We start from the raw sequence: 6,742 nt of genomic DNA, 5'->3' as shown, positions 1-6,742 counted from the left end.
AGGTCCCCGAGCGCACCCCAAGGTGCTGTCCTACCCATCCCCTCGCGCACTCCGAGAAGGTCCCCGAGCGCATCCCGAGGATAGCTAGCATCGATACCATATGTAGCTGCAGCATAGTTGTAGAGGTGCTCTGCACAGCCTCGGATATCGCCAGGGACGGTACCCCACTCACTTCCCGCTCCCTCACCCAAACCGTAAATCCCCCAAATAAGCCAGCCGCTTCATCTCCCAGACCTCCAGACTGGGAAATCCAAATTCCCGCATCACCCGACCACGTAACCTATAGACGCCTCGCCCGGTGAACGGATGGCGGGCCAGGCTGTCGGGAAAGTGAACGGTATCGAAATGCCGGCCATTCTCATCCAGCCAACAACCAAAGCTCATGCGGTCTCCTTTGACGGTGGGTACCACCTTGTCACAAACGAAGTAGGCACGTAGCGTGATTGTCCCTCCGTCCGGAACGCGGGAGATCAGGTTAGGCTTCAGCCGGTTTCCCCAGGAATTGTTGATGGTTGATGGCCGATTTTGGGCGGGGCCGCTGGTGCCGGGTAAAGTAGGAGGAGCAGGGGAAGTAACCTCGTTCTTCGGTTCACTAACCAGCAAAAACGGAGAGCAAAGCATAAAGCCCAGTAGCTCCAGTTCATCGAACGCTTGGTCAAGTGCTTCGGCGGAAAGTGGATGCCCTGACCGGTGGTTGGGCGAGAGGTCGAGGTGAAAATATTGCTGCGGCGCGGCGGCGGCGAAAAGTTCGGGTGCAGGCTCCCGGCGGAGCCGGGGATTGAAAACAGCGTTTTTCTCCCAGAGCAATTCTGCCTTCGTTTTTTCGGTAAAGCGAAAGGCACCGCTACGCACGAGTAAGTCCAGTTGGCTGCCGTCAACTTCGAGCCGGGCGCAAAAGTCAGTCAATGATTGGTAAACGCCGCCGCGCTCCCGCTCCAGCAAAAGCCGGAGAATCAACTGTTCGGAGATACCCTTAACGTGAATAAAGCCGAGGTAGAGGTCTCGCCCCCGTAAGTCCGTCAGGTAACGACCATGGTTGACACAGGGGGCATGAATGATGGCACCGGCCAGCCGGGCTTCATGGACGTAGAACTCCGTTTTGTAGAATCCGCCGAAGTTGTTGATCACGCCGACCATGAATTCCAACGGATAATATGCTTTGAGGTAAAGACTCTGAAAACTTTCCACCGCAAAGCTGGCAGAATGCGCTTTGCAGAAACTATACCCCGAAAAGCTCTCTATCTGTCGCCACACTTCCTCTGCTTTTTGCAAGTCGTGCCCCCGCACCTGCGCCCCCGCAAAAAACTTTTCTTTCAATCGTGCGAAGGTATCTCCGTCATGTTTCTTGCCACTCATGATGCGGCGGAGTACATCGCTTTCATCCAGCCCCAGACCCGCAAAATGGTGGACGATCTTCATCACATCCTCCTGGTAAACCATGATGCCGAAGGTTTCTCTTAGTTGCTCCTCGAATACCGGAGCGATGTATTCAAAGCTGTGCGGGAAGTGATAACGATGTATGTATTCCTTCATCATTCCCGACTTGGCCACGCCGGGGCGAATGATGCTGCTGGCGGCAACCAGGTGGATGTAATTATCGCAGGCCAGCTTGGTAAGTAAGCCCCGCATAGCGGGACTTTCAATGTAAAAACAGCCCAGCGCATTACCACTTTTGAGCATGGCTTTGACCCGAGGATCTTCTTTGATCTTGTTCAGATCATACAGATCAACGGTCTTGCCCTGGTTGCGTCGGACGAGATCAGCGGCAGACTTGAGGTGGCCCAGCCCCCGTTGGCTCAGCACATCGTATTTGTGCAGGCCGAGGTCTTCGGCGTGGTACATGTCGCAGTGGGCCACTGGGAAGCCTTTGGGCATCAGCCGCTGCGCGGTGTAATAATGGATGGGTTTTTCGGTGATGATAATGCCACCGGCATGAATGCTCAGGTGATTGGGTAAACCAATGATCCCCCGGGCGATCTTAAGAACCTCCGCAACTTTGAGGTCGCTGCCCGCCCGCCCGAGCGGGTCGCGCACGAGCAGGTCGATTTCTTCTTTGGGGAGGCCGTAAACCTTGGCCACCTCGCGCAATGCAGCACGGCCTTTAAACGTGGAGTAGGTGGCGAGGAGTGCCGTATGGTCCTGTCCGTAGCGTTTGAAGACGTAGTCGGTCACATCGTCGCGTTCGTCCCAACTGAAATCAATGTCGAAGTCGGGTGGACTGGTGCGGTAAGGGTTGATGAAGCGTTCGAAGTAGAGGTCGAGTTCCAGGGGGTCTACGTCGGAGATGGTGATGCAGTAAGCCACGATCGAGTTGGCCCCGGAGCCTCGCCCGACGTGCTGATAGCCCGCTGCGCGGGCGTAGCGGACGATGTCGTGGGTAATCAGGAAATAAGAACAGAAGTCGAGCTTTTTGATCACGGCAAGCTCACGCTCCACCCGCAGGCGTGCCTTTTGAAAGCGGACGCCGGGGGGGTAGCGGCGGGTGACACCGGCCAGCGCCAGTTTTTCGAGCAGGGCGTAGTCACTGCTTTTGGAGCCAGTGAAGGTTTGCCGGTTTATCTGTAGACCCGTTGCTAACTCCGCTGTGCAGGAGTCGATGATGCGTTGAGTGTTGCGGAGAATATCGGGATAAGACTTATAAAACTGCCGGAGGGTGGCCGGAGGGAGTAGCCGGTCTCCCCGTTGAGCGAGATCGCGCGGGGTGAGCTTGGTGTGCACGGTGTTGAGGTCGATGGCCCGCAAGGTTTTGTGGCGGGCATAGTCAGCATCGGTAATGGCAACAACGGGTGCGAGGACGACCAGCTTGTGCTGGAAATTGCGTAGCTCGTGGCTAAAGAGCCGGTTAACGTGCTGTGGACGGATTCCCAGTAGCTCATTGTCACGAAAATCCCGGATGGGCTTGCAGAGCCGTGGGTAAATGATCCATACATCATCCATTGGAGGTGGTACCGTGGGGAGTTGCTGCTCCGCCAGTGAGTATTTACTAAGATAGGCACAGAGGTTGTGCCAGCCATCGGCGTTGCGGGCAAGACCGGAGTAGAGCCACTGACCATCTTGCCAGAAAGAAATCCCCAGGATAGGCTTGATGCCGGCCGCCCGGCATCGGGAGACGAACTCTACAGCACAGCTGGTATTATTTGCATCCGTCAGGGCCAGGGTACTTATTTTCCATGCAGCAGCTTTCTCAATTAAGTCTTTCGGCATCAATACCCCATAACGAAGGCTGAAAGCAGTATGAACGCTTAGGTGCATGGCCTGCTGAGTTGATGAGAGGGGGCAATACATAGAAGTACCATTCCGCCTGAGGGGCGGGGAGAAAAACACAGCATCAGAACGCGACTTTTTAAGGGATGAGCGAGAAAACAACCAATTGAGCACTAAGACTCAAGTTAATAACTAGTAAGCAATTGGGTATATATAGGAGTACAAAGTAATGTGTTTTTGACTTTTAAAACAAATATTTTGTTTTTATTTTAAATAAAATGTTTGCGCACCGTTATAAAAGTGCTAAATTGCAAGCAAAGAGTGACTAGAAGTTTTTTATTGCCGTCTCATTTTTCGAATAAGAAGCTGGCCTTGATGCTTTGCACTTTAGGTTTCAATAGGGAAGCATCCCGTTGTGACTATGGTTGGGAGAAACAATGTTAGCGTTCATGTTCATTTTTCAGTTTTTAGGTTTTCAAGCTAATGAGTAATTCCGGTATGAATGCATTTGCGTCTAGTGATTTTCAACGATCTTTTTTCCAAGAACTGGAAAGTCGCTTTCTTAAGCGTGGTGAGATGGTTAATGAACTGAGTCAAATACTTAACGTAGGAAAAGACGCAATCTATCGACGCTTGCGGGGGGACACCACCCTGAGTGCCGATGAACTGATGGTGCTGGCCAGGAAATACGACATTCGTCTCGATGCAGATCAAGCAGGGCCAAGGCCGATGGATTTTCCGGCAGCGCTTTATAAAATAACTTCTGAGGTGGAGTACTTTCGGGATCTTGAACAGCAAATTGCCGGAATAACCCGCCTTAAGGGAGTGACAATGGATTATGCAACCCCTGAGCTTCCAGTCTTTTATGAGCTGTTGGCGCCTACCTTGCTGGCTTTTAAGGCGTACGTCTATGGGCTGACGAGCTGGAACTTCGCAAAATGGAAAGGCGTTGAGTTTCGCCCGCAATTGATTGATCCGGAAGTCTTCGAAATTGCACAACGTATTCTACCTGCGATTTGTAGTCTCCCGGGGAGAGAACTTTGGTCCGTTAGTATTCTTGATGTTACCCTGCGTCAAATCGAACACGCCGTAGATGTCGGCCGCTTAGTAGATCCCAAGCTTATTGAGCGTATGTTCGTGGAGATTGAAATGATCATCATCCACATGGAGGCCATGACGGAATCTGGTAAACGTTTTCTACCCGGAATGGCGCCTACCGACGACAGCCCCGACTTCAATGTCTACCACAATGAGATGACAAACACGAACAATGTCGTTATTGTAAAGTCTAATGACCATTCATTTGTCATCGCCACCCTGGTAAACCCCGACTATATCATCAGTACAGACGAACACGTTCAAAGAAAAATGGAAATTTGGTTCGAGAACCTTATCGAGAACTCAGATGCGCTTATTGCTGACTCAGGGAGGTATAAAGAACGCTATTTCAGTCAGTTACGTAGGTCTGCTGCTGGTGCGAAACGGCGGATCGACGGAAGTCTATTCGAGAAGCCGGGAGTTTTGTCTTGATATTAGAGAATATTATATTCTTTAATGTGTTGAAATTCGCGGAATTTCCTAAACGATTGTACCGACAACAAACTTATCTTTGCCGCACAAGATGCTAGAGTGATAATCACATCTAAATAGTATCCGTTTAAAATTAGGTTTATTTTTCATGAGAGACGCTGTGGACAGCACCGTCGTATATCAGTCCCAGGCGCTTTCGCCTGGGACTTTTTTTTGCTTATGGTAAGCGGGGCGTTTGAGTTTTGCTACGCGAAATCACGGCTTATCTTTGTATTATGAATCCCGCTCCCGAAAATGTACCACCACCTTGGCTTGGCCTCATCGGTTGGTTGCCGATCATCATCTACTTCCTGGTCAAATACGTTGTTATTGGTCGTGAAAATATGACCAGCCGGCAGAGCTGGTTACTGATTGGCGCGGTTATTTTGGCGGAGGTGGCGCTGTGGCAATACCGCCGTCAGTTCCGGAATAAAAAGAAACTTTGAGAATGGAACCAGCTAAACGTGATCAACCCTCAATAGGCTTGTTTTTGCTAATGACCGCCGCCTATTTTGGCGCCTATTTTGGTCTTAAGTACGGTGTATTCAATGGCGAAATGCCGTGGTACTACAATGCTGCCCTTATTGTCACCTGCCTGTTGCTGGCGCTGGCTTTAAAAAACAAATTTGCGGGTTAGCGCATGTTTTGAATTGTCAGGAAGAAATTCTTGCCATCCATGATATTACGCAAGGGACTCAGCGTTGGCCGGGTTCATAGTTTACTGGTAAAGCCCTTACATTACAGATAAAAGCAAAGAGAGTCTATGTCCAAGAGTAATCGCAGAAAATTCCTCCGCCAATCGGTCGCAGCAGCGACGGGGCTGATGCTACCCCCAATGCTCATCGGCTGCGGCCCGAAGAAGCCTGCACCTGAAACTTCCGCTGCACCTGCGTCCGCGCCCGGAAAAGAAAACAAATTAGGCATTGCTCTCCTTGGTCTGGGTAGCTACGCCAAAGGGCAAATAGCGCCCTCACTACAGCACACACAACATTGTTACCTTGCTGGAATCGTTACGGGAAGCCCGGAGAAAATACCCGAATGGCAGCAGCAATACGGGGTCAAAGACGAGAATGTGTACAGCTATGACACGATGGATGAGTTGGCTGATAACCCGGACATTGACGTCGTCTACATCATTACGCCAACGGCGACGCATCGGGATTTTGCCGTGCGGGCCGCTAATGCAGGGAAGCACGTCTGGTGCGAAAAACCAATGGCGATGACCCCGGAAGACTGCCAGGACATCATCGATGCCTGCCAAAAAAATAACGTCCGGCTCAGTATCGGGTACCGAATGCTACACGAACCTAATACCCAGGCTTTCATCGCGTTGAGTAAGAAAAAGGCTTTTGGTGAATTCACTGCAGCAACTTCTCTGGCCGGCTACGCCGGTGCAGACCCTCCAACCGATTACTGGCGCGGCCAACGTGCCATGGGCGGTGGCGCACTGTACGATATGGGCGTCTACACGGTAAATGGCTTGCGCTACGGAACGCAAATGGCACCGGTAGCCGTACGCGAAGCAACGCAACTACGCCCAACGGAAGTGGACGTTACCACCACCTATACCCTGGAATACGCCAACGGCCTGGTGGCTGACGGAAAGACCAGCGTAGTGGAAGAAATGAATAAATTGCGCATCGAAGGAGCGTCAGGTTGGCATGAGATGGATCCCATGCAGCCCTACGCCGGGGTGAAAGGAATGACGAGTGATGGCACCGTGCTCGGCCCACCCATCGATGGTAAGCAGCAAACACTGCAAATGGACGATGATGCACTGGCCATTATGCAAAAAGCACCAGTATTGGCACCCGGAGACATGGGGAAAGCTGATATCGCGGTAATACGCGCGATCATCGAAAGCGCGGAGACGGGGAAGCGAGTGGCAATTATGAGTTAGCGTTTGATTCCCATTCAGCACTAACTTCGGTACAGCCTGTAGCAATCAGGAAGCGGTAGGTAAAACTTA

5 protein-coding genes are annotated in these 6,742 nt (G+C 51.6%); 4 read left to right on the top strand and 1 reads right to left on the bottom strand.

What is annotated here, in order from left to right; all coding sequences use genetic code 11:
- Positions 1–183: 183 nt before the first annotated feature.
- Positions 184–3,252: a DNA polymerase III subunit alpha gene (locus B036_RS28050; RefSeq protein ID WP_020567478.1), complete on the bottom strand. Its 3,069-nt coding sequence runs from the start codon at positions 3,250–3,252 to the stop codon at positions 184–186.
- Positions 3,253–3,687: 435 nt separating this feature from the next.
- Between B036_RS28050 and B036_RS0104405 the strand changes: the two genes are divergently transcribed.
- The 4 genes from B036_RS0104405 (at position 3,688) to B036_RS0104390 (ending at position 6,673) form a co-directional block, all read left to right on the top strand.
- On the top strand, positions 3,688–4,734 hold the full coding sequence (locus B036_RS0104405) for a hypothetical protein (protein WP_020567477.1): 1,047 nt from the start codon (positions 3,688–3,690) through the stop codon (positions 4,732–4,734).
- 275 nt (positions 4,735–5,009) lie between these two features.
- Positions 5,010–5,219 (top strand): hypothetical protein, encoded by a 210-nt coding sequence (locus B036_RS0104400; RefSeq protein ID WP_020567476.1) that lies wholly within the window; start codon positions 5,010–5,012, stop codon positions 5,217–5,219.
- A 2-nt stretch (positions 5,220–5,221) separates the two neighbouring features.
- Positions 5,222–5,410, top strand: coding sequence for a hypothetical protein (locus B036_RS33405; protein WP_026231686.1), 189 nt, complete (start codon positions 5,222–5,224; stop codon positions 5,408–5,410).
- A gap of 126 nt (positions 5,411–5,536) precedes the next feature.
- Complete coding sequence (locus B036_RS0104390; protein WP_020567474.1) at positions 5,537–6,673, top strand: Gfo/Idh/MocA family protein; 1,137 nt, start codon at positions 5,537–5,539, stop codon at positions 6,671–6,673.
- Positions 6,674–6,742 lie beyond the last annotated feature (69 nt).

This window comes from Neolewinella persica DSM 23188, assembly GCF_000373105.1.
GTDB lineage: Bacteria > Bacteroidota > Bacteroidia > Chitinophagales > Saprospiraceae > Neolewinella > Neolewinella persica.
This window is presented reverse-complemented; position numbering and strand designations above follow the sequence as displayed.